This is a genomic window from Pseudomonadota bacterium (genome assembly GCA_023229365.1).
In the GTDB taxonomy this organism is placed as follows: Bacteria; Myxococcota_A; Polyangia; order JAAYKL01; family JAAYKL01; genus JALNZK01.
This window is the reverse complement of the sequence record JALNZK010000002.1, coordinates 225,379-252,037: the sequence shown is the minus strand read 5'-3', so window position 1 is coordinate 252,037 and position 26,659 is coordinate 225,379. Positions and strand designations below refer to the sequence as shown.

Sequence of the window (26,659 nt, the reverse complement as noted above, 5' to 3'; positions counted from 1 at the left end):
ACTATATAATATTTATGAGTTCCACTTCAAATATAATTGTCTTAGATTATAACAAAAATTTTAAAGAAGAAGATGTTAAAAAATTTGTTGATTCTGGGGTTGATACGATTTTAGCCTTTGATTGGTGGTGGAAAACAGAACCTTCTCCTGGCGTTTACGATTTTGATGATTGGTTGCATTATGAAGATATGTTAAAAAGGAATGGGGTAAAACTACTTATTCAAACACCAATGGGAACTCCATTTTGGGCTAATGATCCTGCTTGGTATTTATCAAATTATTATAACCAAAAAAATGATTTTGCTCAATGGACAAAATTATACAATATTAAAGACCCTATGCCCTTTTGCCATTTTTTTATATTGTGCGGAAGGATATTCAGTTACTGGAATCCTGAAGCTGAAGATTATGTTAGGAAATATATTAGGAAAATAAGAGAAACATTAAAATATTCCACTTGTATTCCTTCTATAGGAGAGTGTGGAGAATTTTTATTTCCTCCAATTGCTGGCATGATGGGGGCATGCGTATATCCAACGCCTTGGTGGTTTGATTCTTTTGCTCAACAAAAATGCCAAGAATCTGGCAAAGTAGCAGAAGAATGGATTGTGGGAGAACTTTCGAGAATTTCAAAAGAAAGAATAAATTTATACCAAGAAAAATGGTTGCAATATGTGCCCTATTATAACAATGGTAGTTTCGGACCAGCTATGAATTGGGGCAATGTTGGGTGCGAAAATGTAATATTAGAAAACAAAGAAGATTTGACCACAATTTTATTTTCGGCCTTCTACGATATGCCTAATTGGCTAAGCATGGCTACTGCTCAGGCAAGAATTTGTCCCACATATGCAGGGGCGGAAGGGGCAGAAAATGTTGTAGAAAACGCACACAAGGCAAAAAATCTGGGCTTTCGTGGTTTAATTTGTGGCACTATGAATATTATGCATTGTGGTTTGGTCAATTCCGTTCACTTGGAAAATTGGGTATTTGATAATGTAAAAAAGGCAAACAAGATATGGTTACTATCATAGAATATGAAAACTACAAGGTTTAATCCCACCGCAAATGGTCGCCTTCATTTAGGCCATCTTTATTTAATACTAGTAAATTATCATACTGCCAAATCTACTGGTGGTAAATTTATTGTAAGGTTTGACGACGATCAATCCTATTGGATCAAAAACATTGGAATAGAAAAAATAGAAGAATATTGTCAACTTATCAAAGAAGATTTGGAATGGATGGGCATTGTTCCAGATTTATATTCCTATGAAAGCAAAGAAAAAAAAGAAAATGAGTCATATTTGCGGGGTATGCGAGGTATAGACCCAGATATTGGTGATGGGAATCCAGATTCGGCTCATTTTGCTCACTATGAACATCTTCATATCAAAAGCATAGATCGACCTTATCCATATGTTCCTTATCTCACAGCAATCAAAGTAGTTCAAGATTGCAGGGAAGGATGTAATACAATCATTCGTGGCGAGGATTTATTGTCTGAATATAGTTTGTATTGTCATTTTTGCACATTGTTAGACATTCCTATTCCCGCATTGTATTTTCTTCCTAAATTGATGCAACAAAAAAACAATGTCATAACAGATTTGTCAGATGTAAGTAAAACAGCAGGCAACTTCAAAATTGCTGATTGCAGAAATGATGGTTACACCCCCCAGGACATTGTGGAAATGCTTGCAAAATCATGTTTAATCAATATGGAAGATGGTTGGAAATATGATAACATTAAACAACGCCCCACCATAGGTTAAGCATCATGGATATTATGCTTTTGGATTATAATCGAAACTTCCAAGAAGAAGATATAAAGAAATTTGCTGATGCTGGAACAAAAACAATTGTGGCGTTTGATTGGTGGTGGCAAACTGAACCTTCCCCTGGTGTTTATGATTTTGGTGATTGGTTGGCTTATGAAGATATGTTAAACAGACATGGGGTAAAACTATTGATTCAAACGCCCATTGGAGTGCCATTTTGGGCTGACGATCCATCTTGGTATTTGTCGAATTGTTGTGGAGAAAAAAATAATTTTTCCAGTTATGCAAAATTGTATAATGCTAAAGATTCCATTTCATTCAGTCACATTCTTGTGCTGGCTGGGAGGATATTTAGCTATTGGAACCAAGTCGCAGAAAATTATGTTCAAACATATATCAAGAAACTACGAGAAGTTTTAAAGCATGCTGTTTGCATTTCATCAATAGGACAGTGTGGTGAATATTTATTTCCAGCAACTTGTTTTATGTCGTCGGATGGCCGGGAAAAGGTAAACATACATGATTCGCCTTGGTGGTTTGATTCTTTTGCTCAGCAAAAATGCCAAGAATCTGGCAAACCATCGGAAGAATGGATTGTGGGAGAACTTTCGAGAATTTCAAAAGAAAGAATAAATTTATACCAAGAAAAATGGTTGCAATATGTGCCCTATTATAATGATCCCAACAATAATGTATTTGGTAATGTTGGGTGTGAAAATGTAATATTAGAAAATAAAGATGGTTTAAAAACAATTCTTTTTTCTGCTTTTGGCAATGATTGGTGGACAAACATAGCTGCTGCTCAAGCAAAAATTTGCCCCACGTATACTGGAGCCGAGGGTCCAAAACATGTCATAGAAAATGCACATAAAGCAAAACAATTGGGGTTGGAAGGCTTGATTTGTGCCCCTGTTTCCGTATATGCCGATGTGGATGGCGTATGTTTTACTAATTTTCCCAAAATGGAAGATTGGATATTTAACAACATAAGGGAAGCGAACAGAATATTGTCTTAGTCATAATGCCCCATTAGTGGGGCTTCTTAGCTCCAAAAAAATTTTTTTGGAATCCACTTTACAAATCAATGTTCTGACACTATAATATGGGTAGCGGTTAGATGGTGGTGCCGCTGTCAAGACCACCATAGAAGAAAGCAGAGGTGTTTTATGTCGTATCAGGATCGTGTTGATGCTGCTGTTGTGCTTATTGAGAAGCACAATGAGGTTGTGGGAACTGGCAACCCTGGAACGGTTGACATTGGTAAGTTTGCCACATTTCTTAAGGCTCTTGGTGGAACAACCGAGGCAGCCCTTGGTTCCCTGAAGTGGGAACAAATTTCCATGTGTCTCGGCAATGCTCTCATTGTCGATTGCCCAGTGAAACCGGAACAATTGGCAAAAGATATTGCCGATATTTTCCGCAACAAATCGGATGAAGCTGACACATCCGACAAGCCCAGTTATGTGGGTCCGAAAAAAGTTCGTCAGATGACTGTTCGCCAATTGGTAGAACATTTCGACCCCGAAGAGCCCGAAAGCGAAGTGGGCAAACGACTTCAGGGAATTGTGGGGAGAAGTCCCTGCATTGTATTCGACAAGCCCGGCAGTCGAGTAGTAGATGTGGATGCCACATATTCTTTGGTGGATGAACTCAAGCGGAAATATCCGCCACGTCCACAAGCCAAGGGAGAAGTATGGGCCATTGTGGATGTGCGTGGAACCACGAAACCCGCTTATCCAATCGGCTATCTGCCGGAAAATTTTGCGGAAGAAAATCCGCTCTATCCGGGTCGTCCCCTCCGTCCTGATGGAACCTGCGACCAAACCAATCGTAGTTGGGCTGGTGTGCTTCTGGCAGTCCGTCAATTTCTCCGTGTCGGTTTGCAGGCGGGTGAAATTAAAATCACTCGCATCGAAGATGCTCATTCTTTCTTGGATATGGCTTTGTTGCCTGATGCCTGGGATAGATTGTGCAAACGCTACGGCACAACCAAGGTGAAGTTTGACGAATTGAAGAGCCACAACAAATTGCCCGATTTGCAGATTGCACTTGGACAACCGGCTCCACAGGGGAAAACTCCAAACCCTTTTGATGGAGGGGCACAGGTAGCTTGGCAACAGCCTGTGCCGTATGCCAATTATTATTCTCCAACTCCGCAAGGTACAGGCGTTTGGGGACATGCGGTGCGAGCCCGTCATTGGAACGGCTAAATCCGTAATCACAGGCCCCCGGTGTATTGCCGGGGTGCCTGCTTTTTTACAATTCACCAACAAGGAAAAATATAATGAAGACTACTCATGTCGTTTTTGTAATCGACCGCTCAGGGTCGATGTCGTCCACAGCCGAAGAAGCTGTAAATAATTACAACGATCAAGTTCGTTTGTTCAAGAAAATGGCAGAAGAAACAGCAGGCACCGCAGAAGTCAAAGTATCCCTGATTACTTTTGCCACAGAAGTTTTTGAACACCTGTGGGAAGTGCCAGCTTCCGATCTCCAAGAATGCAAACAAGGAGATTTTAATGCCGATGGTTGGACGGCTATGCTCGATGGCATCGGATACTCCATCGAAAAACTCCGTGAAACCACTAATTACAACGATCCTGACAATAACTATATTTTTGTGATTGTCACCGATGGCCAAGAAAATAAATCATCGCACTACAAATGGGTGCAGGAACATCTGACCGAGGCACAAATCAAGGCTGGACAAAAGCCTGATCCTCGACTTCCGTTGGATGAACTCATGAAGCCATTGGAAGCCAGTGGTCGCTGGACATTTAGTTTTATGGGTTGCGACCGACATTACCTCACTGAGGCTGCTGCCGCTTTGAATGTTCCAATGGCAAACGTGGCTCTTTGGGACAATAAAACTGTCAAGGGTGCAAGAACAGGTCACAGAAATAGCAGTAAACGAGTATATGCTGCTGCGTTGAATATGGTACGTGGCATCGGTGGCTCATCTTGCAAAAACATGTATTCTGATTCGGATGAATGCCTTGCAGATTATGCAAGTGCTGATTCCGCAGATTTGGATAAATCCATTGATGTCGATACCCCCGCTGTATCGTGTTCTACTGGTGGTGCTGCTGTTTTCAGCACAGGAGCTAAAGCTGCCTGGAAGTCGTAAACTCTTGGGATATAAGGGGAATTGTGCGTAAAGCCCAATTCCCCTTATTTTTTGGAGTTTACATCCTTCATTTCTGAAGTATAATGAGGCTAATGCTTTACGAAATTGTCTGCACATATCCAGCGAAAAGTGGCCCAACAACCCTTCTGTTGAAGGATTATTTGGAGTATTTTCTTCCCCGTGGCGAACGAAGGGATGTGATTGGGCTAGATAGAGCAAGATTAGAAATGACTCTTCAACGACTTAAAATGATTTCGCCAGAAGATTATGTGTTTGAAATAAAGGAAGTTGTACAATGCCCGTAAAAACCGTAGTCTGTTCGGTCTGTGGTGAAACGGTTACTCATCGCCAAACATTGCATTTGGGTGATGGCAAACGGGCATGCCGCAAACATTCTGAAACACAAGCTGCTGCTGAGGATATGCGGGCTGGTGAGAAATTTGCCAAAGAAAAAGAAAAAGAAAAGTGGAAGAAAGCTACTTGGCGTAGAGAAGATTGGTATCCAGCAGAGCCAACACCTGTAGAACCTCTCAAGCCCCGTTGTTGGATTTGTCACCGGCAAGGAATGAAACAAGATGACTTTTTCTCTCGGCTTTTGATCGAACAAAAAAAATTCGAGATTGTTCATGGTCGTTCACACAACATGTTTGATCCCGAAGAAATAAAAGAATCTGCCGGGTCATTGATGGGTGAAACCGTTCTCTGGTATGCTAGATGGGATAAAGAAAACACAAAAATTACCGTTCCCAAGCGAGTGTATGAGCTAATTCAGATGGCGGGACAAATGCTTGGCGACAAAATATTTTTGGTGTGCGATCATTGCCGTCGAGAAAAAGGTTTCAAGACATTGACGGACGAACGACAGGAGACTTTTGACTGGAAGACCCTTTCCAGCTTTGTCGCTGTTTATGATATTTGTGTTGAGCCTGCCATCAGGGAACAAGCCCAAAAAGAATTGGAGGCAGTCAACTAAATGGCCAAGCATAATTTTGACGAACAACGTCGAGAAAAAATACGAGAAAAAGCCGCCTCGTTGAAAGGTGAAATGATTTTCCCCCTTCAAAATCACGATATTTTTCAATTTAAATGCTTGGATTCAAGAGACGCATTTGTTGTGTGGGTTGCAAAAAACAAAACAATAGATCACACAGAAATTGGAAAACAATTAAGAGTCGCAGTTAAATATAAAAAGGTAGACTGATGCCATCGATTACCATTGAAAATCCGATGTTGTATATTGGTGTTGGCAACATTATTGCTGCACTGTTGTCTTGGAAACGTAATAAAGATATTATTTGGGCTATCATTGCGTTCCTGCTGGGCTGGCTTTATTGTATCTATTGGATTTTTTCGGAGGAATAATAAATGTCAGAAGTGGTTTTGGTTTGTGGTTGTCCAGCATCAGGCAAAAGCACGGTTTCCAAAGGCTTTGCCGACAAGGGATATACTTATTTGAATCGGGACAAAGCCGGTGGCAAGGTCATAGACCTGTTGCCTGCCTTCGAGGCAGCCTTGCAAGCCAAACAAAATATCGTTATTGACAATTTATTTGCCACAGAATTGGGCAGGGCACCTTTTATTGTCGCTGCTAAAAAACATGGGGCAGATATTCATTGTCAATGGATGAGCACCAGTATTGAAGATGCAATTATCAATGCGTTGCATCGCATGTGGGAGCGTTATGGAAAATTATTTTTAACGCCTGAGTCTTTGAAGGATGTTAAAGACCCTAATATGTTTCCCATTGCTGTGTTTTTCCGATACCGCAAAGAATTGCAAAAACCGACCACTGGTGAGGGATTTACCAGTGTCAAAAAAATTCCTTTTGTTCGTCGCTCATCAGCCTACGCTGGTAAGGCGATTATTTGTGATTTGGATGATACGGTGCGATCCACTCCCTCTGGAAGTCCCGAGCCATACCCTACCTCTCCAGAGGAGGTTGTGATTCTTCCAAAGCGAAAAGAGGTATTGCAAAAATACAAAAAAGATGGTTATATGGTGCTGGCTGCCAGTAACCAATCGGGAATCGCAAAAGGAACGGTCACGGCAGCGAACGCATTGGCAGCAATTGAACGCACCAATAAATTGTTGGATGGGGTGATTGCTGAAACGGTTATTTGCCCACATTATGTGCCGCCGACTTGCTATTGCAGAAAGCCAGCGAGTGGGATGGGGGTGCAACTAATCGAGAGTTGGAAACTCAACCCACAAAAATGCATTTTTGTCGGAGATTCTACCAGCGACAGAACTTTTGCCACCCGATTGGGTATGGAATTTGCAAAACCAGAAGAATTTTTCAAATAATTAAAATTTCCATTGCCGAAATACTATATAATGATAGGTATTCGGCAATGGAGAAAAAATGATTTGCAACAGATGTAAAGTAGACAAAAGCCCAGATGATTTCATTCACGGAAAATTGAAATGCAGAGAGTGCTACAAGAAGTGTCAAGAATATTATAAAACACACAGAGAGCAAGAAATCGCAAGAGCGAAAAAAAACATCAACAAAGATAGGGTAAAGACAAATGCAAAAAAAAGGGAATCTATCAGAAAAAATCCCATAGCATATATGTTATGGAATGTAAAAAGCAGGGCAAAAAAAAGAGGTATTCCTTTTAATTTAACTCACAAAGACATAGTGATCCCAGAGAAATGTCCTATCTTAGGAATTCCTCTTATAATAGGCACAGGTCATCCATCGCCAAATTCACCATCGTTAGATAGAATCAATCCACAATATGGTTATGTGAAGGGAAATGTTCAGGTAATATCCCATCGTGCGAACACCATCAAGAGTGATGCAACAACAATAGAACTACGACGAGTGTTAGAACATATGGAGAAACAACAATTGCCCGATCTTGCAAAAGAGGCAAAAAATTTCCATAAAATCAGTAGGTATGTTGATAAAAACAAAAAGACCTGCGAGGAACAATCATGAAAATGTTAAAATATTACGGTAGCTGGGAACAAATGCAAAAAAATCTGGTGGATGCGGTGCGTGATGCCAGAACCAAAAAAAATATTTCTCCAGAAACTCTGGATAGAAGATGCGGATTTTTTGATGTGAAAACAGTGGACTTCGAGAAAGATTCACATCTTATGACAAGTAGAATTTTCTCGGCAGCTTCATTTGTATTGGATTTGACCGTAGATGGGGTGATTTCACCTAAATTAAGTGAAGACGACAAAAAAGAAATTATTTCATATATGCAGGAAAGTGGTGGAGGAGTTGTCTCTGCCGATGTAGCTTATGAAGACCAATTTCAATGTTTTGGTTTGATGCAAGCACTTCAAGAAATGGACGAAGAAGCTGCTTTGTTTTCAAAAGGCACGATTAAATGAGCCGCACACCGCAAGAATGGCGGGAACTACTTACATCGGCGGGAGAATCTGTTCACAATATCTCGGATATGCTTGATGATTGGGAGTCGCAACATCCGTCAGAAAAAGAGGAAAGTGCGATTTTTGATGTGGGTGGAGAAGAGTGTTGCGATGAAGTAGTGGCATTAAAGGAGCTTCTGGACACAGATCAGTTTTTGGTGTTTGGCAACAAAGAAGGATTAGTTAATATACACATAAATTGCAGTGATGTATTTGCCTGGGCTTGTGCAGATTCCGAACCATTGATGTTTGATGATCTTGCCGCCATTTACAAAATAAAAAATGAAAAATGGGGAATTGTGAAGTGGTGTTGTAAAAAGAGAAATCAAAAGCCACAAAAACCAGTGGAAAGAGATATGAAAATTGATGGTGCTTGGGATGCCGAAATGGAAGCACTACCAGAGAATACAATGGATGCGGAAGTACATCAAGCATTTGCATATGCTTCAGTAGCAGCCGCCAAAGAAAAGGAAAGAAAAAATGAAGCTAAGAATTCACATGAAAACCCCTGATGCTCTCGCTCATGTGGAATTGCCAGAAGATCAGGAAGAAAAAATAATGGAGCTTCTTAAAAGATGGTTTCAATGGGGTGAATGTTGCACCCTCGAAGTCGATACTGAGTTGGAAACCTGTGTGGTTCTTGAAGTCTAATATGAAAGGGTAAGAAAATGGAAGCTGTGTGGACTTTATTGATAGTCACTAATCCAATCTTTTGGATTTTGACTGCCGTCGTGTTTGGTTTTATTGTGTGGGCAGTCGATTGGGAAAAAGGCTTTGTAGCCACCATTCTGTTGGCCGGTTTCTGTGCCTTGGTTTATTTTTTCGGAAACGGCAAGGATGTGGTGTCTTGGTCCATAGAGCATCCCTACAACGTGCTCTGGCATGTGCTTGAATTTGTTGCTTGCGGTGTAGTATGGGCAACGATTCACTGGATCATCCGTTGTTTTAGTCGCAAACATGCATATCAAGATTTGTTGGCCAATTGGCTAGAAATGAATCATCTTGACACGAATTTGAAGGTTCCACCACCTGAAAAAATGAGGGACTGGTTGGAATACTTATGCAATCGCTCCGATATGCGTGGTAAATATCGATGGTGTGATTGTGATGGCACCTATGGTGATCGATCCGACCGCACATATACTCCACGCATTAAATTGCGAGCACGGGATTTCAAAGTCGATATTACCCGTGATATGTTCTGGTGGATTCCCAGCATGTTCTGGTGGCTTTGCAGTGGCTTCATTATGGGCTTCTATGCAAGGTTGCAACGTTGGACTGCTGGTTTCTACAACTGGATTTCCGATTGGATTTTCCACGGCATTGAAATAAATCTGCAAGTGCCGCCAAAGCCGGAAAAAAAGACTAAACCGCAGTCTCAGATAGTGGCAGAAGACCCGCCATACGTTCGCTAAAAATTGATTCAGGAAGCATATATTATGTTACAACACGCATTCACACATCAAAACGAAACGTTGGCCGAAGCCTTCAAAGAGGGAAAAGGTCTCACACTTTATTGTGGCTGTGGAGCGGGATTGAAACAAATTCCTCTCGATAAGATAGCTTGTGTGTTGCGTCGTAGGTGCCCCGAATGTAAACAAAGGTGGAAATTGACAGTTTTTAAGGAAATTGGGCTAAGAGATTATGCCGCAAGATTCCAAAAAGTCGGTCAAAAATCTGAAAAGCGGGGTAGACAAAAGAAGAAGAGTATGTTAGAATAGATTTTCTGTTTGAGAAACCCTTTAACCAAGGAGGTGTGTGATGAAGCGTTTTATCGCTTTAGTTTGTGTTGTGGCTTTGGTTGCTATGTGCTCGGTTGCACAGGCATCAAGAGTCAGGACTGGCGGGGCTTGTGAGCCTGTCAAGGCATGTGCCCCAGCAGCTTGTACGCCAGTCGCTCCGGTGGTGGTTACCCCTAAGGCTTGTGAAGCCGTCAAGGCGTGTGCCCCAGCGGTTTGTCAGAGAGTGGTAGTGAAGGAAGTTGTTCGGGTGAAAAAAGTACGTACCCCGAAGACTTGTACACCAAAGGCGTGTGCTCCAGCAGCGTGTGCCCCAGTAGCAGCGTGTGCTCCTGTTGCCACCCAAAAAGTCCGAGTCGTTCGAGTAAGAGTGGAGCGACCGCTTTTGGGAAGACGTTGTTGCGAAAATACTCCAGCAGCTTGTGCCCCTGTCAAGGCTTGTGCCCCGGCAGCTTGTGCAGCCGTTGCTGGTCCGGTGAAAGCCGTTGTTGCGGCTCAACCAGTGCGTAAATCTGTAAAAGTCGCAGGCAAGGCCGTAAAGGCTGTTTTGCCTCCATACCGTAAAGCCAATTGCGATGGCGGGTGCGGTTGCGGTAAATAATACCGATCTGATTTCATCTGCCCCCTATAAATGGGGGCGGGTGAAATTTTTCTGTTTTCCCTCTTTACAATTCAAAAAAACTGAAGTATAATAGGGATGTTGAACAGAATTGTTGCGAGAAGCGTATATAAGGTTGAGAACAAATGAAAAAGTCCTATTCCAGTCTGAGCAGTCTCTTGTCACTCTCGTATTTATTTACGAGCGTATGGACCGCCCTGGGCTGATCTAGGATCATTTCAAAAAGCCCGCTGGCGGTCAACCGTCAGCGGGCTTTTTTTATTGCCTGAAATATGATATAATGTGTGCATGAGGTGAAATATGAAAATAAGAACTACATTTGTGTCCAATAGCTCAAGCTCAAGCTTCGCTATCCTAAAAAAATATTTGTCCGAAGATCAAATAGGCAAGATTGCAGACCACGCAATTATTGGAAAAGAAATGGGTATGTCTTGGGCTGAGGAAGATGCCTGGACGATTCGCAGTAATGATGAAATGATTGGCGGCGAAACATGGATGGATAACTTTGATATGGAAGCCTTTTTGGAAAAAATCGGCGTTCCAATGGATAAAGTCGAATGGGATGAAAGCCCTGGTGGCTTGATGATGGATGAAATTGTGCTGCCAATGATGTTGGAAGGAATGAAAAAAGATTATCTTGAAAGGTTGGAAAAAGATGTGGAGGAATTTAGGCAAACTGATGAGGGTAAACAAACAGAACTTGTGAGCAAAGGCACCATGCAATGGGTCTTTGAACAGTTTGTAAACTGGGCAAAAATAAAAAATGGATAATGTTTGGCCGCAGGAATATTATGAACGGTCTCGTGTTGGAATGGTAGACAATGGAGACTTAAAATCTCCTGGGTGTAATGCCCGTGCGGGTTCGACTCCCGCCGAGACCACTGTGAGAGTTCTTTGACAATTGAAAAACGCCTTCGGAAGTGAGGCAAATATTGGTTTGTTGCGGCGGTTTGCTAAACCGTTCTGGTGTCAAAGCCAGTGCTAGTTCGATTCTAGTCACTTCCGCTTTTGGAGAAATTATGATGTTGACATTTGATGAATTATGGGAAATACTAAACAAGCCCAAGGCTGTTTGTCAAGAAACATTTGCCAGCATGTGGTGGTGGATGCGTCCTAAAACAGTGCAGGATGGAAAAATAGCACAGATTTGTGTTGATGGCGGTGCCTTACCAAGCATCAGTGAAGTTAGACGCAAAGTTAAAGAAGGTTCTTTGTCTTGGAATGGCGAAAAAGTAACCGATCCTGAATCGCTGGTTAAATTCATTTGGCCAGGATGGGGAATAATTCGAATCGGCAAAAAACAACATTTCATGGTTATCAAGCAAATACAGGAATAGAAAATGCCCCGTTGGAACCCACAAGTGTATGTTGATAAACAATGCCCGCCACTTTATTATGCTTATGCGGTTCATACTAATGGTAAAATAGAGGCGGCTGGTTGTAGAGAGGATTTGGATGATGCTACACTTTTGGCAGATGAACTAGCAAATATGCTTACGAAACACCATCGTTATGCTGGCCAATACAAGGGAACGGATGCGTTGATTGGAACAAGGGTTTCACAAAATAAAATTGAAGCAATCATAAAAGATTGGGCAGAGAGAACAAACAAATACATGCAAGCCCACAAGAAAATTTTTGGTAAAAAGAAATGAATTTCAAGGAAAAATATCCTGAGTTTTTCCCAGCAACAGGCTATGTGGAAATTGCCATAGCGGAAGGTTGGAATGATCTTGTAGATCGATTGTTTACGGCGATTCGTGCCAATAAGGTGGATTTAAAAGTTCTGCAAATAAAAGAAAAATTTGGAGGACTTAGGTTCTACTACTCAATTGACACTGGTGGCGGGGATGTTCATTCTGTTCTAAATTTAATTGAACAGGCAGAAAGAGATTCATATCATATTTGCGAAGTTTGTGGTGAACAAGGATGTAGGCACACGAACAAAAATGGTTGGGTTAAAACCCTATGTGACAAACACGCACAGGAAAAAGGTTACTTGAAAGAAAAATAAATGTGTCGATTGGGCATTGGCAGGCCCACCTCGCTGTAAACGAGACTCCTTCGGGACTTGTCGGTTCAATTCCGGCTCGGCACACTTGGTTCTCAGGATGTGGGATTAGGAGTGTCCAGCATTTAAAGAGTGGTAGCGTTAGCTGCGTGGCGAAAAGCAATCACCTGGAAAGAACAATACTGGGTGTCGCAAAGAGTGTGTATTGTCGCTCTTGCCTTTGGTGTAATAACACACTGAGAACCAAAATGGGAGGTGTTCCCCAAGGCAGACTGTAAATCTGTTAGTCGTTAAAGAATTTGGGGTGGTATGACTTTGAGCGGTTCGATTCCGTCACTTCCCACTGAGGAAAAAGTAGCCTAAAAAAGTTGGATTTTTTGATACTACTTTACTACATAATAGCATAGGAGAAAAACTATGCCATTATGTAAATTATGTAAAAAAAAGTTCCCATCAAAACTTAAAATAGATGGAAAAATAAGAAACCTGCACAATCGCAAATATTGCCTTGAATGTTCGCCTTTTGGTTGTGGCAACACAAAAAAACTAGAAATTCAACATATCCCGCTAACAACTGAAGAAAAAAGAAAGCGTGATAATGAAAAATATAAAAAATGGCAAAGAAAAGCCAGAAAGAACAGAAAGATTGAATTAGTCAAAATGTGTGGCGGTGCTTGTTCAGAATGTGGGTATAATCGTTGTATGAAGGCTCTTGAGTTTCATCACAAAAACATGGATGAAAAACAAGAAAAAAGTTTTGGATTTTCCAGCAAAGGAATGTTAGCACGTTGGGACAAACTTATCGAAGAAGTAAAAAAATGTGTGCTTGTTTGTAGTAATTGTCATAGAGAAATACATGATGGAATGAGGTAGGGTAACTTAGCTGGTCTGAGTGCCACGCTGAAAACGTGGAAGTGTCGGTTCGACTCCGACCCCTACCACTTATGGAGCAGTAACTGAGGTAGATTAGTGACAGTCTGAAAAGCTGTAGACGTGGGTGCGATACCCACCTGCTCCACTTATGCCCAGGTGGCGAAATGGCAACCGCACCAGACTCAAAATCTGGCGAGAGAAATCTCTTGAGGGTTCAAGTCCCTCCTTGGGCACTTATGGCTGTGTACGCAAATCGGAAAAGCGGCAAAGTCCAGAACTTTGTGATGTTTTGCGGCTTCGAGACCCGCCACAGCCACTTTATGGCGAGGTAGCCCAATTGGCAGCGGCAATAGTTTCAGGAACTATCCAGTAGGGGTTCGAATCCCCTCCTCGCTACTTTACACACCCGAGAAATAATAATGAATGATATAGATAATGCAGCAGTATGCAGAATATGTAATTGTAATCCGTGTGCCTGTGGATCGTATCAATACTATACAAACGCAGAGTATGCTGAGTATCGGCAAAAAGAGGATGAATATTGGCGAGAAAAAGATCAAGATCATTATATGTGATGTACGCCACGGTAGACCAATTGGTAGGAGTCGCTAGTCCGAGATACTAGACAGTGCGAGTTCGAATCTCGCTCGTGGCACTTGGAGAAAAAAATGTATTACGTAGAGAGAAACAGTGGCGATCTTGGATGGCGTAAAGTATCTTTTATAGAGCATAAAACAAGAGCTTATTGCGATGGTTATGTAGACGCATTTGACTCTTTGTATCCAAGTGATCCACTTCGTATTGTAAAAGTTGAAAAAGATGGTATAACAAAAATCGTAAGAACCACCAAAGGTCGTGGTACAGTACATTTGAATTAAACAAAGGAAAAAATATGGCTGATTTACCTCTGATTCCTAATCCAAGCCCACTAATAGTTCCTGCCACTGTTGAGGCTGTGTATAACGAGCTTTATATTGTGGCATTTAACGTGCAAACGATAAACGTTGATGCTACAAAACAACCATTGACAATTGTTTTTAGACCCTACAATTACACCACAAAACAACTATATCCGGGTGCAGATCAGGACAAAGTTGAATTTTTTGATAATATTTGGGAATTGGTTTATACTCACCCTTTAGCTGCTCAAGTTGTTGGGGGCATGGCATTACTGTTTTCATTAGAATATCAATTGCGACAACTTGTTGCCGCAATAAATGCGATAAATCCTGGCATACAAACAAATACTGAAAGACTGGCAGTTGTAAGTGCGAGCGTTGATGCAAGTGGAGCATCTATTGACCTGATAAATGCTGACATACTAACAAAGACTGAAAGACTGGTGGTTGTAAATGCGGGCATTGATGCAAGTGGAGAAACACCAGCGGAAGAACTGTTGATAGAAAAAGCAGATTTGGAAGCATCTCTTGAATCTTTAAATGCACAATTAGCAGTCTTGACAGAACAGCATGCTGTAATACTGGCAGAGAAGTCGGATTTGGAAGCATCACTTGCATCCCTCAATACACAACTGACAACCATGACTGAGCAACATGCGACAATCCTGACACAACTAGGGGTTGTTTGATATTTTGGCATCGTAGACCAACTGGCAGAGTCGCTACACTCAAAATGTAGAGGTTGTGGGTTCGAATCCCACCGATGCTACTTATGGCACCATAGCCCAATTGGCAGCGGCAACAGTTTCAAACACTGTTCAGTGAAGGTTCGAATCCTTCTGGTGCTACTTTCGGAAACGCAAATCGATTGGTGACGAAACCTGTTCTGAAAACAGATGAGTGTAAAAAGCCTTGGGGGTTCGACTCCCTCCGTTTCCGCTTGGAGAAAAAATGAAAGTCATTGGTCGCAAGGATGAACATGGGAATGATTTGGAAGTTCCAGATAATCTCAGTTATGCGGAATTTCTCAAATCGATTGGTGGCGGGCTAGCAACTTGTGGCGAACACTTGGGGGTGATGGTATCTCCCAAGAAAAATGTAGGCAATTGCCCGCCAGGGTGGGCTTTTGTTGAGATTGAGGAATCACCTGAAATAATCCGAGAAGCATTAGAGCATGTTTCAGAAGGCAGAAAGCATTGGCCAGTGAACGATGACAAGGTAAAAAAATGAACGCATTTATTACGGGCAGTAGAGCTTACGGCAAGCCAAACGCAAACTCAGATGTAGACCTTGTTATCCGAGTCAACACAGGAACAGCACAATCGTTACGAAGGTTGTCTGACAATCCTCATTCGACTGTAGTTCGGTTTGGTAAACTGAATTTAATACTCTGTGAAACCGATGAAGAATATGCTGTGTGGAAATTAGGCACAACAGAATTGATAAAGAAGCTTGATGCTGCAACAACTGGAAAAGAAGCTGCACACGAAATTTTCAAAGAACTTAGGAAAAGAGTTGATGTTCAGGATATAGAACAATCATAAATGGCGAGGTAGCCCAATTGGCAGCGGCACTGGTCTTAGGAACCAGACAGTAGGGGTTCGAATCCCCTCCTCGCTACTCATGGCACCATAGACCAATTGGCAGAAGTCACCAGTTTTAAACACTGGGTAGTGGTGGGTTCGAATCCCCCTGGTGCTACTCTGCAAGATGATACAAACACAAGGAAGTTTATTGTGGATATTGATGCTTATTTAAATGATTTAAAACATGTCAAAATACTAAGTCATCAAGAGTGTTTGGAATTGCTTCCAAAAGCAAAGGCAGGCAACCAAGAAGCAAGACACAAGCTCATCGAATCTTGTTTGCGTCTAGCGTTTAGCAAAGTAAGAGACGCCTGTAAGGGCAAAGAAATAGATGATGAGTTTTTAACAGAAGCCAGCATAGCCATATGTCGTGCTGTAGATCATTGGGATGGAATCACAGCAAAGCTGTCAACTTATGTCAGCACAGCGGTTGAACATGCTATAAATGATGCCCGTGCTCAGAAAAAAATTATTTATATCCCGCAATGGGCAAACAAAAGAGCATTTCGGCTATCTCAAGATAAAGAAGAAATATCTTCAAAAGACGAAGCCCTTCTTCAACAAATAAATAAAGTAAAAACTGTTGGGTCTTTTAGTTGTTGTATTGAAGAAGACAAAACCTTAGAGCCAATTGATAATATTAACAGAGGACAACAAAGCGAAGTTGCAAAACAGGTTGACGAAGTGTTGTCTTTAGTGCGTCGTAAACAAATACCTAAAAAATACAGAGATGTCCTTTTTCGATATTACGGTTTGAAGGGTCGCAGAATGACCCTTAAAGAGATAGGCGATGAATTAGGACTAACCAAAGAAGCAATTCGCATACGTTTGAAAAAAGTGTTGCGGTGGCTAGAGCAACGCAGGATATGTATTTGTGGAAACGTGTTTGATGTACCAACCTCTAGAAAGATATATTGTAGTGTAAAATGCAAAAGCTTGGTGAGGCGAAAGTTCCCAGAACTGCTGAATCCACGTCCCTGCAAGAATTGTGGGAATATATTTAAGCCAAAATCCTATATTTCATTATTTTGCTCAAAAAAATGTTGTAATGCTTGGTGGGCAGAAAAACACAGAAAACGTGGAAAAAACAAAAGAATTTGCATTTGTTGCAAAAAAGAATTTGGCGTAAATTATGCCACACAAATGTATTGCAGTAAAAAGTGTTGGAACACTGATTATTATAAAATCCAACAGTTAAAGAAAGAGAATGTAGAGGCATCGGCAAAAGGACTTTTGACAAAAAAGAAATGCAAAATTTGTGGCAATATATTTAAGATTCTTTCCAAACAATCAAATGGTGCCAAGTATTGCAGTGAAGAATGTCGAAAACAATCGTGGCCAATTTACTGTTGTGAATTTTGTCGTCAAAAGTTTCATGCAAGAACAAAAGCCCAATCAAGATTTTGCAGCCAAGAATGTTTCAAAGCTTCAGTGGCAAAAAAAACGGCTCGTTGTTTGGTGTGTAAAAAAGTGTACACCAAACGCAAAGCAACTCACGAAACCTGCTCTGTAAGTTGTTCGAATAGATTAAAGAAAGCTCGCAGGGATGCTAAATTACAAAAGGAGGCATGCTAATCATGGGACTTGGTTTTGGTGGCAGTTCTTCTTCATACGATAAGCCAACGGTTGTATATTGCAATTGTAACCAGCAGCAATCACCAGAGACTTGTCAGGTGCAAACACAGGGGAGGAGGAAGGCAAAAAAGAAATTTCCGAATCCTAATCCAAAGAATTTTGAGATTTTATATTCGGAACAAATTGGAGAATTTTTGATTGTCAGGATTAAATATCCTGATTGCACAAACTTTGAGGGTGTAAAAATCTTGGTCTATGCTGAGGGAACAGTGGCGGATTTATTGGCACAAGGTAGTATTGATCCACATTTTTCCAACAATCCTGATTTTTATTCACCAATTGCGAGATTTGTTCCCACAACTGGCGGGATGGTGATGGCAAAAGCATTTGTCAAAGCCATGACAGAAGGAAATTTTTAATGGTTATATTAGAAAATGCAAAATACGAAATGGAATTAGGTTGTGGGATGGATGTTTGGAGGCTATCTGGGCAAGTCTATGGGCATCCTAATTTTGAAGATGGAAAATCGGTGTTTGTTTCTACACCTAAAGTTTTTGATGAGGAAACAAACGAATTGACTACATCAAGTGGCAGACAATACGTGATCCAATCTTATGTGAACAGAACTAAGGTAATAGAACAAATTAAACAGGATATTGAGAAGAAGGGATTTGAGGCTCATTAGGAAGCGAGGCGAATGGTTAGCGGGCGGTCTTGAAAACCGTTGCCCCTAAGACGGGTTGCAGGTTCGAATCCTGTCGCTTCCGCTGGAGATTGTAATGAAGGCAAAAGATGTTAAAATCCTCTGTATAGGCTGTTGCAAGCAATTGCAACCCTACCCCGAAACGTCGGATGGCACGCCGCAAAGCAGTTGCTGGGATGATGCTAACGTGGATGGTTTCATGGCTGGCTATGGGTCGAGACATGATTTAGAACGATTTATTTTCGGCATCTGTGATGATTGTGTGGACAAATTTCTGGCTACTGGGCAGTTGATTCGTGATATGGCCCAGGAAGAAGAGGATTGGCGGTTGCGTCACGAAGAAACAAAACGCATTGTAGCAGAAAATCCAGAGTTGTTTAAAAGGAAGGTCTAGCCGATTGGCGACGGCACCCGCTTGGAAAGCGGACGAGTGTAAAAAGCCTTGTGGGTTCGACTCCCACACCTTCCGCTTATGCTACTTTCGTATAGTCAGCAGTATATCGCACTCGTAATGCGAAGGCATTGGTGTAATTCCAATAAGTAGCTCTTGCCAAATTTGTTTCTCGAAAAATGAATGTAGGATTACTATATAATCTTATAATTATTTTCAAGAAACAGAGGTAGCAATGAATAAAAGCGAATGTGGAAGATTAGGCGGATTAAAAAACAGACATTATCAGCGAGAAAAGCACAAAAGATGCCTTGATCGGTACTTGCTGAAGCCTAAATTATGTAAAAATTGTGGACTCACAATAGCGTATGAGAAAAGAAGGAATGACTTCTGTAGTAGTGGCTGTTCGGCAAGCTTCAACAACAAAGGAGTGGCGAGGAACACCCAAAGCCCGGTACTTTGCAAGTGTTTAAATTGTGGCTCTTTAACCACGAACAAAAAATACTGTTCCTACGCCTGCAATAATGAATCGAAATGGAAGAAAAAGAAGGAATTGATCGAGAGTAGTAATGCTTTGTTGCCAACCAATTGTGGTTACGGATATAATCCGAGCATGGCGAAAAAGTATTTAGCTGAAACTAGAGGAAGGCAATGTGAAATCTGCAATAATAGCGAATGGATGGGAAAACCTATCCCGCTTATTTTGGATCACATCAACGGCGATCCCGAAGACCATAGATTAGAAAATGTAAGGTTGGTTTGTGGTAACTGCGATATGCAATTGCCTACCTTCGCTGGAAGAAATCGTGGCAAAGGAAGAAAAAGCAGGGGTTGGATAGATAAGCAACATTTGTAAGCCCAGGTGGCGAAATGGCAGCCGCACCAGCTTGAGGGGCTGGCGGGAGCAATCCCGTGCAGGTTCGACTCCTGTCCTGGGCACTATGAATAAAAAGCTAGAAAAAAAGAAAAAGAAAGCTGCTGAGCGGAATAAAAAGCAGCAATTATTTCGAGATCGTCCACATAGTTGTGGTGATTGTTATGCCTGTTGTTTTCTTTTTGAACAAGGGGACAAACCTGCAAAAGCAATGTGTGCATACATAAGAGAGGGTGGGGGTTGTGATTGTTATGAAACCCGTCCCCAGTTGTGCAGAGATTATAAATGCACATGGCTACGAAACAAGAAATTAGCAGCCAACCTCCGTCCTGATCGTTGTGGTTTTATCATAACCCCTCGTGGTTATTATAAGGAATACGAATTACTAACAATAGAAGAAATGACAGATAAGGGAATGGATGCATTGCTTTATAAGCATGTGGTAGATTGGCTCATTAGAATCAAAGCAATAATTGTTGTGGTGCGACATGGTGGAGAGAAAGTGGTACATTACAAGCATTGTGGATTGGTAGACAGCAAAGCAATATTGGATCATCTTTTTCATGGTTTCGACCAAGACAGAGAAAGCCAAAATGAAGACCTTGCTGGTTTCTCATTTGTGAAAAAATAAGCATGTATTCCAATCCATACATTGAAGACGAAGAATGCTATAATAAGTGGTTGGAAGAACAATATGGACAGAATCGTAATTGGGACTATTACAGTGAAATTCCATTGGAACCAAAGGTTCGATCCAAAGTGCAAAATCCCTGTGCTGAAATTCCCTTGGGCAAACCAACGCTCTGTAGATTACCACCAATGATGTATAAAAGTGGTGATATATTTCATAATGAACATGGCTATTGGATACTGGCACAGGTGGCCAGTGAGACTTTTGTTCTAATAGCTCTGTTTGATGGAAATAGATGGAACGATCCTTTAAAAGCAGAAGAAGGAGAGATGTTTATACAAAATTGTGAGGTTTGTATAACACAGGCGTTTTTCAATAAACTTTCCAAAGGCAGTGTTCATTGGAAAAGAATTGGTTCTTGGAACGAATTGACAAAAAATGGAGATTAGGCGAATATTGGCTTTGTCGCACTTGTTTCGAAAACAAGCCCGGCTTAAACCCCGGTGAAGGTTCGATTCCTTTAGTCTCCGCTATGGATGAATTAGACCTACATAGTGTTAGGCATCATCAAGTAGACAGATTGGTTGAGAATTTTGTTTTTCTCAAAAATCTGCCTGCTCGGATAATAACGGGCAACAGCCCAATAATGCAGCAATTAGTCAAAGATGTGCTAGATCGACATAATTTTTCTTATGCGGTGGAAAATGATTGGAATTTAGGAGCTATTATTGTAACTTTAAAATCCAAAACTCACCCCAAAGAACGACAATAATACTAATCCCAGAATCAATAGTGCAATCCCAGGGAAAAAGTAGATTAGTAAAAGAGTTCCGCCCAAAATAACGACAATACCCTTTTCTTGATTATTCTTCTTGGCAAATGCTTTGCCTAAAAGAAAAGCCCCCACAATAACACAAAGTAATGCTAACATTGTTTTGTCCTCCTATTTCTATATACCTTGCACAATCATAAACTTTATGGTATAAGAGGCTCTATGAAATGGGTTTACTGGTATTTTAGATGTGACCATAATTGGATTCCCAGAGGGCCTTTCGACACAAAGGAATCTGCTCAGGAAGATGGTGAGCAACACAATTATCAGTTTAGAGAACCAGTAGAAGTACCCGACAATTGGGTGCCTTGGCACGAATTATCTGACCATTAGGAGAAAACCATGAAAGTTCGTTTGGGATTTGTGTCTAACAGCAGTAGCAGTTCTTTTTCTATTTTTGGGGTGCAAACTACTTGGGATGAGTTAACCAAAGTTTTGTTTCCCGATTTCAAACCAGAACCCGACACACAGGTGCCCAATTGCAAACATGAATTTAATCGGGGCAATATGAAATTCTGTCCTGAGTGTGGCGTAAAGTCGTATCGCACAGTACGTGGACACAAAGCCCCCGACTATGAAGAAAGAGAAGAAAAACTCAATGAGCTTGGTTGGGTGTTGTATTCTGAAACGGATTTGGGTGATGGTGTCTATATAGGTAATAATCTAAAAGGACGAGGCGGCAAAAGGGCTGCTGTGAATCGATTAGATGAGCTTAAAGAAGTGAATGAAAAAATGATGGCTCTCTTTGGAAGGGAGGCAGATTTTTTCACAGGAGAATATGCATGTTAAAAATAAGGAAAATTATGAATAAAAAAACATCAGTGAAAAAAACACCAAAGAAAAAAACAGCAATCAAAACACCTTGTAAAAAAGGTCCAAAACCATATAAGAAATGCATTGATTTAGTGGTTCAAATGGCGGAAGAGTTTGCTGATTTTGGAGACTGTCCTGACCAAATGTTGGATGACATTGCTGATTTGAAAAGACAACTTGATAGCCGACAACAAGCTGTAATAGGCTATTTGGTCTCGGGCATATGTAATTATAGGGTTATAGAGATCGATGAAGCGAGTCCAGGCAGCGAGCTATCCTTTAAAGTGTAATTGACAGTTGACCTTCAAGTTGCTATACTTAGTTTAGTTACTTTCTTCAACAAAGGAGTGTATCATGCTGGTACTTAGCCGCAAGAAAAACGAATCGATTGTAATCAACGACGATATTACAATCACTGTAGTGGAGATTAGAGGTGACAAGGTACGATTGGGTGTCGAGGCCCCCAAGGAGGTGCCCGTCCATCGCCGTGAAGTGTTCGACGCTATCCATAGAGAGCCCGCTCCGCAGGAATAATATGCCTGAAGATCGTTCTGCAAATCGTCCAGTCATTTGTGATTGCGACTATTATGAAGATGTTCTTCGTGAGAGGATTCCATTCCCAAAAGGAATGAAACCAGTTCCTCCACCAAATCTCACAAGACTTGAAGGGTTTCTTTACACAGGGCCTTTTCGTTGTGCAAAATGCGGAAGGGAGCGAACGGGATGAGCCGTAGTATATCATTTATAGGTCGTCAAAGTGGCGATTCAGAATGTTTCTGTTGGGATGATGTTCCCGTGGACCAACGAAAGGCTATCGTTGGTAAAAAATCACATGCTATGGATGTAGATTTTTTACGTGCAGTGCAAACTTGCGAGAATGAAGAGGTAGAAGACGGGCTAGAGGAATATCACAAAACCTCCATTAGAATGGCCAAGGCAACTCTTGCCCGTCTTTACCCCGATGACATCATGAAGAAATTAAAAGTGGGACGTAATAAATCTTATCGCATCACCATTACCGTTGAGTCCTTATGAGTCTTCCAAATTATTGGGTGGTAGCAGCCCTATATGTATTTATAGTTGTGCTAATATTCGGCACAGGCTTAATTTTCAAACGGGCTGATGGTTCTTCCTGGGACAAGTATTGGAAAAAATCACTACGCAATCTGGGTTTTGCAACTCTGGGGTTTGCTATTCCCCAAATTATTGTCTTGATAGTTCATTTTTGTTTATAAACCTTCCTGGCAATACGACTGAGCCATTTAAGTGATGGACTGTTGTTTCTTCAAAAGTCCCATTTAAATCTTTAAGTCTTTTAAGCTCGCCCGGTGGCGGCAGTGTTGTCGAGCATTTCGTTGCTTCAAGTTTGTCGCCAAGTTTTTTCCTAAGGCAAAACTGACGCCCATATTGTCTAAATGACAAGACTACATTCATATTAAGAACATCGTTGCTGGCGTAATCGAAATCCATTGCTTGTTCTTTCACGTCGTCAATATCAAATGTATATTGATCTAAAGCATTGCCACATCCGTCATATGTGGTGAGACAAAGTTTTTCTCTAATCGTTTTGTCAATTATTTTTCCTAGCCATTCATCGACCATTACATCCTTGTTTTCGCAATAAACCATCATTATATCAAGTTTTAAAAACTTATTAATAAAATCTACATGAACGGTTTGTGTTATAATCTCTAAAGGAATTTCTTTACTTGAAAGTATCCAACGAAACTTTCTGGCGAATGTTACGTCGCCGCCGCCAAGAGCACCAATGCCCATACTCTGAGACATAGAACCTCCGATTTATAAAAAGGTGTGATAAGTGGTGAAATTGAATATTTCACCGGAATGTAAATTTAATGTAGTATGAACTATTGAATTTCATCTAATTCTTTTTTAAATTCTCTTCTCCAATGCTCACTATTTCTATCTTCATTGGAAAATTCCCAGCCCATATGCATATTTGACACATCTTTTCCTCGTAACCGAACAAGAAGTGCAGAATTGTCTCTTGATGCTAGTACCGCATAAGTTTCGTATGAATTAGCTCCCTTACTATTCCAATCATCCATTACTTCGCCAGCAAAGCCTAATGTTTGTGGGTTGCAATAAGCAGTGAATATTCCTCTGAAAAATCTTCCATCAAAAGCGTCAAAAGTATATTTTTTAACATTGCCGCCATTTTCCATTGCTTTTTCATATATTTCCTTCAAGCAATAATTAATGTTTTTGCGACTGCCGCCAACTGAGTTATTAGATGATCTTTCGTCTGTTTGCCAAGGTGGCAAATCATTATTTCTTCTTTGTTGATAAGCAGCCCAACGTGCTCCCGGCCCATTGCTTCCATCCCATCTAGGAGGTTCAGGTGGATTCCACTCTGGTCCTCTACCGCCAGCCGTCTGAAAATCACGACTCTTTAACAGGTCAAATGCAGCATTAAGTCGTTTTTGTATAGTATCAGAGCCGCCTACATCAGAATGGTGTCGCATAGACATTGCTCTAAATGCTTTTGCAATTTCTTCTTTAGATGCCCCTGGTTTTAGCCCCAAAGTGCTTAAAGCTTCGGGTACAGAGCCTATAATTCCTACTGATTCTAGCCATTGTTTGAAATTCATATTATTATTTAGGGACAAACATTAAATTTCCTTTAACATCTGCCCATTCTACTATCATTCCATACAAATTTGTTGGTATTTTTTCGCCACGCAAAGTACCAGAAAAACTCCATGCGGACAAGAAATCTTTATTCGATATGCTGTAAATTTCGCCAAAACCAGGGTCAGAAATAAAGATTTTATCTTGATTATAGCCAATAACTACTACATAATGCCAAAATTTATCCCCAGTACGCACAAGCACCATAATTGGCTTATTGAGGGAGACATAATGCTGCAATTTATTTAGATTACCTTTTTCTAACGTGATAGATAAACCCACTTTTTGCAAAATAACAGGAACATAATCTGGAGATGTCATGCCTATTTCTTTTCCTTTATATGTTCCCCAGATAGTTTTCCCGAGTTTTTTTGCTTCTACAACCGTTAGTTTTTTGCCATAATATTCAGCAACCATTACACAACTTGTGGGTCCACAAGAAATATCATCTGGTTGTGTAATGGTGGGGAAGTTTTGTATCATAAAACTTTCCGGCACAGGATATCTTTTGCAATGAACAAGAGTTGCCATTAATATCTGATTCAGTATAATTATAATAAAGATAAGTCGATTCATCAAAGATATATAGAGTTATGGAAAAATCAAAAAAAGCCTGTGAAGCTGTAGGTGTAATAGCTGTTTTGGCTATTGGGCTTGATATATTGCCAGCATTGTTTTCTGCCATGCTATTGGATAGTCCATATGCGGACTGGACAGCGTATTTAGCTGTTGATTGCATTTTATTATGGATACCAGCTTGGATCATAGCGTGGATATTGAGCCTTATTGGTGCATATAGAGGCAGTTTACGTTGGCTGTGGGGGTTGATACTCCCAGCGGCTTGTTTGGCTGGATTTATTTTAGCTTTTAGTTGTGGAAAATGATTAAAACATTTCAAGAATACCGAGAAGAACAATATTTGGAAATGGCTATGCAGGGCCTTTCTAATGTGGCACTATTTAATGATGCCCGTTTAGTGGGACTCTACAACGCCGATGCTATGAAAATTGCTTTAGAAAAAGGCGATTGGCAAGAAATGATGAAGACTATTGTGGGAGCGGCTTCTTTCCGCAAAAATAGTATCCATAATGCCAATGAAAGCACAGGAATAGCTAGTCAGCATGGTTATGGACCATTGCTTTATTTGTTGCTAATGCATCGATCCCCCAATGGTTTAATTCCCAATCGAGTTGCCAGAGAAATAAACGCAGATGCCAAAAGAGTTTGGCAACAATTTATAGAAGGGGCTGGCAAAGATTTAGTAACAACCGAACCTTTAGTTGCAACTGGTGATTCACCTTGGAAGGGAGAAATAGCCAAACATCACAAAGAGCCTTATTTGAATTTAAGATTTCGTCTTAAAGCTCCTTTGCCCGGTATAAAGGAGGCTGAGTTAAGAAATAAAAACGTCATAGGATGGGATCAGTATGGTAAAAAGAGAGAAAAAATAGCTTATGTATTTACAAAATATTTAGATTTTGAATTAGGACAAGTATATCCAGAAGTTTCAGAAATTATGGAGATATAAATGGGAATTACTGCTGGTGTATTAGAGTTTTTTAATCGCAACTTGGTGTTGTATCCAGGTTTAAAAATGATTGAACTTGGAGATCAAGAAATTTATGTAGGACATGAATTATCCTATCATTGGATAAAGAGCTTTTTTGAACTAGCTGGTATAGATCATACTTCTATTGATATCAATGGAAAGGGAGGTGCATTACCGTTAGATATGTCTCAGCCAATTCCAGACTCGCACTCGTATTTAAAATTAAATTTTGACGTATTGACTGATATTGGGTTTGGAGAGCATGTGTCTAATCAATATCATCTTTTTAAAAATGCACATGATTTAGTGAAGCCAGGAGGGTTATTTCTGCATGAACTTCCTGGCCAGCCGTATTTCGATGGACACAAAGAGTGTTATTATTACAGACCTGCTTTCTTTGCAGAATTATCTAGATTGAATGGATATGAATTATTAGTTAATACTTTAAGACTTGAAATTCATTACTTAGGAAGTTTTCTTTGTAGTGTTGTAATGAAAAAAGGACCAACAGTAACAGATTTTATAAATGAAGAGACTTTTAGAACATTGCCCATATACACAAACGTTCCAATGAGCAATGAAGAAGCAATTTACTTGCGTAAATTTTAAATTTATGA

General features: G+C 40.6%; 39 protein-coding genes and 17 tRNA genes. 52 read left to right on the top strand and 4 right to left on the bottom strand.

Features of this window, described 5'->3' with window-relative positions; genetic code table 11:
- The first annotated feature begins 14 nt into the window (after positions 1-14).
- From M0R80_02840 to M0R80_02620, 45 genes are all read left to right on the top strand, one after another.
- Positions 15-1,034, top strand: coding sequence for a beta-galactosidase (locus M0R80_02840; protein ID MCK9458550.1), 1,020 nt, complete (start codon positions 15-17; stop codon positions 1,032-1,034).
- A 3-nt stretch (positions 1,035-1,037) separates the two neighbouring features.
- Positions 1,038-1,775, top strand: a complete 738-nt coding sequence (locus tag M0R80_02835) for a glutamate--tRNA ligase family protein (protein MCK9458549.1) — start codon at positions 1,038-1,040, stop codon at positions 1,773-1,775.
- Positions 1,776-1,780: 5 nt separating this feature from the next.
- Positions 1,781-2,797, top strand: a complete 1,017-nt coding sequence (locus M0R80_02830; GenBank protein MCK9458548.1) for a beta-galactosidase — start codon at positions 1,781-1,783, stop codon at positions 2,795-2,797.
- 150 nt (positions 2,798-2,947) lie between these two features.
- Complete coding sequence (locus M0R80_02825) at positions 2,948-3,991, top strand: hypothetical protein (GenBank protein MCK9458547.1); 1,044 nt, start codon at positions 2,948-2,950, stop codon at positions 3,989-3,991.
- A gap of 74 nt (positions 3,992-4,065) precedes the next feature.
- Positions 4,066-4,908 (top strand): VWA domain-containing protein, encoded by an 843-nt coding sequence (locus tag M0R80_02820; protein ID MCK9458546.1) that lies wholly within the window; start codon positions 4,066-4,068, stop codon positions 4,906-4,908.
- Between the two features lie 295 nt (positions 4,909-5,203).
- Positions 5,204-5,881, top strand: a complete 678-nt coding sequence (locus M0R80_02815; protein ID MCK9458545.1) for a hypothetical protein — start codon at positions 5,204-5,206, stop codon at positions 5,879-5,881.
- Complete coding sequence (locus tag M0R80_02810; GenBank protein MCK9458544.1) at positions 5,882-6,109, top strand: hypothetical protein; 228 nt, start codon at positions 5,882-5,884, stop codon at positions 6,107-6,109.
- A gap of 164 nt (positions 6,110-6,273) precedes the next feature.
- Positions 6,274-7,212, top strand: a complete 939-nt coding sequence (locus M0R80_02805; protein MCK9458543.1) for an HAD-IIIA family hydrolase — start codon at positions 6,274-6,276, stop codon at positions 7,210-7,212.
- Between the two features lie 58 nt (positions 7,213-7,270).
- Positions 7,271-7,852, top strand: coding sequence for a hypothetical protein (locus M0R80_02800; protein MCK9458542.1), 582 nt, complete (start codon positions 7,271-7,273; stop codon positions 7,850-7,852).
- A complete protein-coding gene (locus M0R80_02795; protein MCK9458541.1) occupies positions 7,849-8,256 on the top strand; it encodes a hypothetical protein in 408 nt (135 codons plus the stop codon). Before M0R80_02800 ends, M0R80_02795 begins: the two co-directional genes overlap by 4 nt.
- Positions 8,253-8,807, top strand: a complete 555-nt coding sequence (locus tag M0R80_02790) for a hypothetical protein (protein ID MCK9458540.1) — start codon at positions 8,253-8,255, stop codon at positions 8,805-8,807. Before M0R80_02795 ends, M0R80_02790 begins: the two co-directional genes overlap by 4 nt.
- A 156-nt stretch (positions 8,808-8,963) precedes the next feature.
- Positions 8,964-9,710 (top strand): hypothetical protein, encoded by a 747-nt coding sequence (locus tag M0R80_02785; GenBank protein MCK9458539.1) that lies wholly within the window; start codon positions 8,964-8,966, stop codon positions 9,708-9,710.
- 1,243 nt (positions 9,711-10,953) lie between these two features.
- Positions 10,954-11,424, top strand: a complete 471-nt coding sequence (locus M0R80_02780) for a hypothetical protein (protein ID MCK9458538.1) — start codon at positions 10,954-10,956, stop codon at positions 11,422-11,424.
- Positions 11,425-11,450: 26 nt separating this feature from the next.
- A tRNA-Leu gene (locus M0R80_02775) sits at positions 11,451-11,534 on the top strand.
- A 35-nt stretch (positions 11,535-11,569) separates the two neighbouring features.
- Positions 11,570-11,658, top strand: a tRNA-Ser gene (locus M0R80_02770).
- 14 nt (positions 11,659-11,672) lie between these two features.
- Complete coding sequence (locus tag M0R80_02765; GenBank protein MCK9458537.1) at positions 11,673-11,990, top strand: hypothetical protein; 318 nt, start codon at positions 11,673-11,675, stop codon at positions 11,988-11,990.
- Between the two features lie 3 nt (positions 11,991-11,993).
- Positions 11,994-12,308 (top strand): hypothetical protein, encoded by a 315-nt coding sequence (locus tag M0R80_02760; GenBank protein ID MCK9458536.1) that lies wholly within the window; start codon positions 11,994-11,996, stop codon positions 12,306-12,308.
- Positions 12,305-12,667: a hypothetical protein gene (locus M0R80_02755; GenBank protein ID MCK9458535.1), complete on the top strand. Its 363-nt coding sequence runs from the start codon at positions 12,305-12,307 to the stop codon at positions 12,665-12,667. The genes M0R80_02760 and M0R80_02755 overlap by 4 nt, the downstream gene beginning before the upstream one ends.
- A gap of 2 nt (positions 12,668-12,669) precedes the next feature.
- A tRNA-Tyr gene (locus M0R80_02750) sits at positions 12,670-12,751 on the top strand.
- Positions 12,752-13,081: 330 nt separating this feature from the next.
- Positions 13,082-13,537 carry an HNH endonuclease gene (locus M0R80_02745; GenBank protein MCK9458534.1) on the top strand — a complete coding sequence of 152 codons (456 nt, stop codon included), beginning with the start codon at positions 13,082-13,084 and terminating at the stop codon, positions 13,535-13,537.
- Positions 13,533-13,605 (top strand) — tRNA-Phe (locus tag M0R80_02740). The genes M0R80_02745 and M0R80_02740 overlap by 5 nt, the downstream gene beginning before the upstream one ends.
- Positions 13,606-13,610: 5 nt before the next feature.
- Positions 13,611-13,682, top strand: a tRNA-Phe gene (locus tag M0R80_02735).
- A gap of 5 nt (positions 13,683-13,687) precedes the next feature.
- A tRNA-Leu gene (locus tag M0R80_02730) sits at positions 13,688-13,770 on the top strand.
- A gap of 89 nt (positions 13,771-13,859) precedes the next feature.
- Positions 13,860-13,933 (top strand) — tRNA-Leu (locus tag M0R80_02725).
- Positions 13,934-14,117: 184 nt separating this feature from the next.
- Positions 14,118-14,192: transfer RNA gene (locus M0R80_02720), tRNA-Leu, on the top strand.
- A gap of 13 nt (positions 14,193-14,205) precedes the next feature.
- Complete coding sequence (locus M0R80_02715; GenBank protein ID MCK9458533.1) at positions 14,206-14,415, top strand: hypothetical protein; 210 nt, start codon at positions 14,206-14,208, stop codon at positions 14,413-14,415.
- A gap of 14 nt (positions 14,416-14,429) precedes the next feature.
- Positions 14,430-15,125, top strand: coding sequence for a hypothetical protein (locus tag M0R80_02710; protein MCK9458532.1), 696 nt, complete (start codon positions 14,430-14,432; stop codon positions 15,123-15,125).
- A gap of 6 nt (positions 15,126-15,131) precedes the next feature.
- Positions 15,132-15,205, top strand: a tRNA-Leu gene (locus M0R80_02705).
- A 5-nt stretch (positions 15,206-15,210) separates the two neighbouring features.
- A tRNA-Leu gene (locus tag M0R80_02700) sits at positions 15,211-15,284 on the top strand.
- A gap of 5 nt (positions 15,285-15,289) precedes the next feature.
- Positions 15,290-15,375 (top strand) — tRNA-OTHER (locus tag M0R80_02695).
- Positions 15,376-15,387: 12 nt separating this feature from the next.
- Positions 15,388-15,666: a hypothetical protein gene (locus tag M0R80_02690; GenBank protein ID MCK9458531.1), complete on the top strand. Its 279-nt coding sequence runs from the start codon at positions 15,388-15,390 to the stop codon at positions 15,664-15,666.
- Positions 15,663-15,980 carry a nucleotidyltransferase domain-containing protein gene (locus M0R80_02685; protein ID MCK9458530.1) on the top strand — a complete coding sequence of 106 codons (318 nt, stop codon included), beginning with the start codon at positions 15,663-15,665 and terminating at the stop codon, positions 15,978-15,980. Before M0R80_02690 ends, M0R80_02685 begins: the two co-directional genes overlap by 4 nt.
- Positions 15,981-15,982: 2 nt before the next feature.
- Positions 15,983-16,056 (top strand) — tRNA-Leu (locus M0R80_02680).
- A gap of 5 nt (positions 16,057-16,061) precedes the next feature.
- A tRNA-Leu gene (locus tag M0R80_02675) sits at positions 16,062-16,137 on the top strand.
- A gap of 35 nt (positions 16,138-16,172) precedes the next feature.
- The gene (locus M0R80_02670; GenBank protein MCK9458529.1) at positions 16,173-17,597 is read left to right on the top strand and encodes a sigma-70 family RNA polymerase sigma factor; all 1,425 of its coding nucleotides are present in this window, start codon (positions 16,173-16,175) and stop codon (positions 17,595-17,597) included.
- 2 nt (positions 17,598-17,599) lie between these two features.
- Positions 17,600-18,016, top strand: coding sequence for a hypothetical protein (locus tag M0R80_02665; protein MCK9458528.1), 417 nt, complete (start codon positions 17,600-17,602; stop codon positions 18,014-18,016).
- Entirely contained in the window at positions 18,016-18,282 is a 267-nt protein-coding gene (locus M0R80_02660; protein ID MCK9458527.1) for a hypothetical protein, read from the top strand. Before M0R80_02665 ends, M0R80_02660 begins: the two co-directional genes overlap by 1 nt.
- Positions 18,282-18,364 (top strand) — tRNA-Ser (locus M0R80_02655). Before M0R80_02660 ends, M0R80_02655 begins: the two co-directional genes overlap by 1 nt.
- A gap of 12 nt (positions 18,365-18,376) precedes the next feature.
- Positions 18,377-18,694, top strand: coding sequence for a hypothetical protein (locus M0R80_02650; GenBank protein MCK9458526.1), 318 nt, complete (start codon positions 18,377-18,379; stop codon positions 18,692-18,694).
- Positions 18,684-18,769, top strand: a tRNA-Ser gene (locus tag M0R80_02645). Before M0R80_02650 ends, M0R80_02645 begins: the two co-directional genes overlap by 11 nt.
- 535 nt (positions 18,770-19,304) lie before the next feature.
- Positions 19,305-19,547: an endonuclease gene (locus M0R80_02640; protein ID MCK9458525.1), complete on the top strand. Its 243-nt coding sequence runs from the start codon at positions 19,305-19,307 to the stop codon at positions 19,545-19,547.
- Positions 19,548-19,630 (top strand) — tRNA-Leu (locus M0R80_02635).
- Positions 19,631-19,632: 2 nt separating this feature from the next.
- The gene (locus tag M0R80_02630; GenBank protein MCK9458524.1) at positions 19,633-20,196 is read left to right on the top strand and encodes a hypothetical protein; all 564 of its coding nucleotides are present in this window, start codon (positions 19,633-19,635) and stop codon (positions 20,194-20,196) included.
- A 50-nt stretch (positions 20,197-20,246) separates the two neighbouring features.
- Positions 20,247-20,645, top strand: coding sequence for a hypothetical protein (locus M0R80_02625; protein ID MCK9458523.1), 399 nt, complete (start codon positions 20,247-20,249; stop codon positions 20,643-20,645).
- Positions 20,637-20,726 (top strand) — tRNA-Ser (locus M0R80_02620). The genes M0R80_02625 and M0R80_02620 overlap by 9 nt, the downstream gene beginning before the upstream one ends.
- A 206-nt stretch (positions 20,727-20,932) precedes the next feature.
- Here the strand turns inward: M0R80_02620 and M0R80_02615 are convergent.
- On the bottom strand, positions 20,933-21,127 hold the full coding sequence (locus M0R80_02615; protein MCK9458522.1) for a hypothetical protein: 195 nt from the start codon (positions 21,125-21,127) through the stop codon (positions 20,933-20,935).
- Positions 21,128-21,370: 243 nt separating this feature from the next.
- Between M0R80_02615 and M0R80_02610 the strand changes: the two genes are divergently transcribed.
- The 4 genes from M0R80_02610 to M0R80_02595 all read left to right on the top strand — a co-directional run bounded on the left by M0R80_02610 (position 21,371) and on the right by M0R80_02595 (position 22,876).
- Positions 21,371-21,817 (top strand): hypothetical protein, encoded by a 447-nt coding sequence (locus M0R80_02610; GenBank protein MCK9458521.1) that lies wholly within the window; start codon positions 21,371-21,373, stop codon positions 21,815-21,817.
- Complete coding sequence (locus tag M0R80_02605; protein MCK9458520.1) at positions 21,811-22,131, top strand: hypothetical protein; 321 nt, start codon at positions 21,811-21,813, stop codon at positions 22,129-22,131. The genes M0R80_02610 and M0R80_02605 overlap by 7 nt, the downstream gene beginning before the upstream one ends.
- Before the next feature lie 64 nt (positions 22,132-22,195).
- Positions 22,196-22,375: a carbon storage regulator CsrA gene (csrA, locus tag M0R80_02600; protein MCK9458519.1), complete on the top strand. Its 180-nt coding sequence runs from the start codon at positions 22,196-22,198 to the stop codon at positions 22,373-22,375.
- Positions 22,376-22,564: 189 nt separating this feature from the next.
- The gene (locus tag M0R80_02595; GenBank protein ID MCK9458518.1) at positions 22,565-22,876 is read left to right on the top strand and encodes a hypothetical protein; all 312 of its coding nucleotides are present in this window, start codon (positions 22,565-22,567) and stop codon (positions 22,874-22,876) included.
- Positions 22,877-23,044: 168 nt separating this feature from the next.
- Here the strand turns inward: M0R80_02595 and M0R80_02590 are convergent, their stop codons facing one another.
- The 3 genes from M0R80_02590 to M0R80_02580 all read right to left on the bottom strand — a co-directional run bounded on the left by M0R80_02590 (position 23,045) and on the right by M0R80_02580 (position 25,024).
- The gene (locus M0R80_02590; GenBank protein ID MCK9458517.1) at positions 23,045-23,629 is read right to left on the bottom strand and encodes a hypothetical protein; all 585 of its coding nucleotides are present in this window, start codon (positions 23,627-23,629) and stop codon (positions 23,045-23,047) included.
- An 80-nt stretch (positions 23,630-23,709) separates the two neighbouring features.
- Positions 23,710-24,453, bottom strand: a complete 744-nt coding sequence (locus M0R80_02585) for a J domain-containing protein (GenBank protein MCK9458516.1) — start codon at positions 24,451-24,453, stop codon at positions 23,710-23,712.
- A 4-nt stretch (positions 24,454-24,457) separates the two neighbouring features.
- Positions 24,458-25,024: a cysteine peptidase family C39 domain-containing protein gene (locus M0R80_02580; protein ID MCK9458515.1), complete on the bottom strand. Its 567-nt coding sequence runs from the start codon at positions 25,022-25,024 to the stop codon at positions 24,458-24,460.
- A 62-nt stretch (positions 25,025-25,086) separates the two neighbouring features.
- On the opposite strand from M0R80_02580, the gene M0R80_02575 reads away from it, so the two are divergent.
- From M0R80_02575 to M0R80_02565, 3 genes are read left to right on the top strand one after another with little or no spacing between them, the layout of a single operon-like run.
- Complete coding sequence (locus M0R80_02575) at positions 25,087-25,377, top strand: hypothetical protein (protein ID MCK9458514.1); 291 nt, start codon at positions 25,087-25,089, stop codon at positions 25,375-25,377.
- Positions 25,374-26,021 carry a hypothetical protein gene (locus tag M0R80_02570; protein MCK9458513.1) on the top strand — a complete coding sequence of 216 codons (648 nt, stop codon included), beginning with the start codon at positions 25,374-25,376 and terminating at the stop codon, positions 26,019-26,021. Before M0R80_02575 ends, M0R80_02570 begins: the two co-directional genes overlap by 4 nt.
- On the top strand, positions 26,022-26,651 hold the full coding sequence (locus M0R80_02565) for a class I SAM-dependent methyltransferase (protein ID MCK9458512.1): 630 nt from the start codon (positions 26,022-26,024) through the stop codon (positions 26,649-26,651).
- The last annotated feature ends 8 nt before the right edge of the window (positions 26,652-26,659 follow it).